Here is a 2,236-nt window from a genome sequence, read left to right on the forward strand (position 1 = left end):
CGACCCGGAGTTCCAGCTGCGTGGCGGCTTCGAAAACCTGATGCTCGACGCGGCGAGCCCGCTGTTCGGTCTGGTCATTCGCCTGCGTACGCTGGATGACCTGCCCAACATCGCCTATGTGCACAAGACCGTGCAAAACCAGGTCAGCAACATCCGCGAAGAAATCCAGCAGCACGGCTACCCCATCGTGCACCAGGAAGTCTATTCCTATGCCCTGTGCCTGTATCTGGACGAGGCCGTGATGAGCCGCCCCTGGGGCAACAATTCGTGCTGGAGCCACGAGCCGCTGCTCAGCATCTTCCACGACGAAACCCAGGGCGGCGAAAAGATCTTCGTGCTGCTCGAACGGGTCATGCAGGCGCCCAAGGAATTCCAGGATGTCCTGGAGTTCCTGTACTACTGCTTCTGCCTGGGCCTGCGGGGCAAGCACGCCCTCGCCCCCAAGTGCGAAGACATCATCAACGCCTTGATCTCGCGCATGCACACGGTCATCCGCGAACTGCGTGGCCCCATGCCGCAAGAGGTGTGCGACCCCTACACCAACGTCGTTCATTGCCCCCACCGCCCGCGACGCTGGGAGTGGCCCTGGTGGAGCCCGCTGGTGATCTCGGCCGTCGCCATGGTCTGCGCTTACAGCTACTACAGCTACCGCCTCGACCTGCTCACCGCCGAAGTCCTGGAATCGCTCGACGCGATTCTGCAGCAGTAGCAGGGGACGCCACATGCCTAGCCAATCCGATTTGCGCTTTACCTTCCAGCCGCTGGTGGGCCGGAGTGAATTCGAAGTGGTGTCGTTCGAGCTGGACGAAGCCATCAGCACGCCGTTCCAGCTGAAGCTGGAACTGGTCAGTTTTGAAGACGATGTCGACTTCGGTCAGTTGCTCGACAAGCCGGTGCTGTTCACGATCTGGCACGGCGAGCGCCCGCTGCGCTACGTGCACGGCCTGGTCAGCACCTTCAGCCAGGGTGAAACGGGCTTCCATCGCACCCGTTACCGCGCCCTGGTCGAACCCGTGCTGGCCCGCGCCGGGCTGCGCTCGAACTGGCGCATCTTCCAGCAGAAAACCGTGCCGCAGATTCTCGAGATCATGCTCAAGCGCCAGGGTATCACCGGCTACGAGCTGAGAAGCATCGACAAGCACGAGGTGCGCGAGTTCTGCGTGCAGGCCGGTGAAACCGACCTCGACTTCATCGCCCGCCTGGCCGCCGAAGAGGGTTTCGTCTACCGCTTCGAGCACACGCCAAAACTGCACAAGCTGCTCATCACCGACCGGCTGCTGGGGCTGGGGCAGCTCAGCCAGGGCGCCATCAAGCCCGATGACGATGACGAAGGCTTTTTCGAGCCGGACGACACCGACCCCAACCAGGTGCTGTACCACGCCAACAGCGGCGGCGATCAGGCCAGGCCGTGCCTGCGCCGCCTGCGTTACAGCGAGCAGGTACGTACCGCGCGCCAGGTGCAGCGCGACTACACCTTCACCCACCCGGCCTACCGCCAGGAGCAGCGTGCCGAGGGCAGCGACCTCAGGCACCAGTCCACCACGTACGAGCGCTTCGACTACCCCGGTCGCTACAAGCGCGAGGCCGTCGGCGCCCCCTTCACCGCCACCCGCATCACAGCCTGGCGCCATGACGCTCGCATGGCCGAGGTGGAAGGCGACGATGTGCGCCTGCAACCGGGGCTGAGCTTCACCCTGATCGGGCACCCGCGCGAAGACCTGAACAGGCATTGGCGGGTAAGCCGCGTGCACCACGAAGGCACCCAGTTCACCAGCCTTCAGGAGGAAGCTGCAGGTGCCCGGCAAGGTACCCGCTACTGCCAGAAGGCTGTGCTGGTGCCCGGCAGAACCGAATGGCGCCCGGCGCCGTTGCCCAAGCCGCGCATCGACGGCCCGCAGATGGCAACGGTGGTGGGGCCCAAGGGCGAGGAGATCTACTGCGACCCATGGGGCCGGGTGAAGGTCAGCTTCCCCTGGGACCGGGAAAGCCAGGACAACGAGTTCAGTTCCTGCTGGGTACGCGTGTCGCAAGGCTGGGCCGGCGGCAGCTGGGGTTCGATGGCCATTCCGCGCATTGGCCAGGACGTGATCATCCAGTACGTCGACGCCGACCCGGACCAGCCGATGATCACCGGGCGCACCTACTGTGGCAATCAGCTGCCGCCGTATGACCTGCCCAAGCACAAGACGCGGATGACCATCAAGAGCCAGACCCATAAGGGCGATGGTTTTAACGA

The 2,236-nt window shown here is 64.1% G+C and carries 2 protein-coding genes; both read left to right on the forward strand.

Features of this window, described 5'->3' with window-relative positions; translation table 11 throughout:
* Nucleotides 1–709 (forward strand): type IVB secretion system protein IcmH/DotU (gene icmH / locus LU684_RS30375; RefSeq protein ID WP_232895368.1); only part of this gene is annotated, 709 nt, incomplete at its 5' end.
* A 13-nt stretch (nt 710–722) separates the two neighbouring features.
* On the forward strand, nt 723–2,236 hold a 1,514-nt coding region (locus LU684_RS30380), incomplete at its 3' end, for a type VI secretion system Vgr family protein (protein ID WP_232895369.1).

The sequence above is a fragment of the Pseudomonas sp. NMI542_15 genome, assembly GCF_021283425.1.
Taxonomy (GTDB): Bacteria; Pseudomonadota; Gammaproteobacteria; order Pseudomonadales; family Pseudomonadaceae; genus Aquipseudomonas; species Aquipseudomonas fortuita.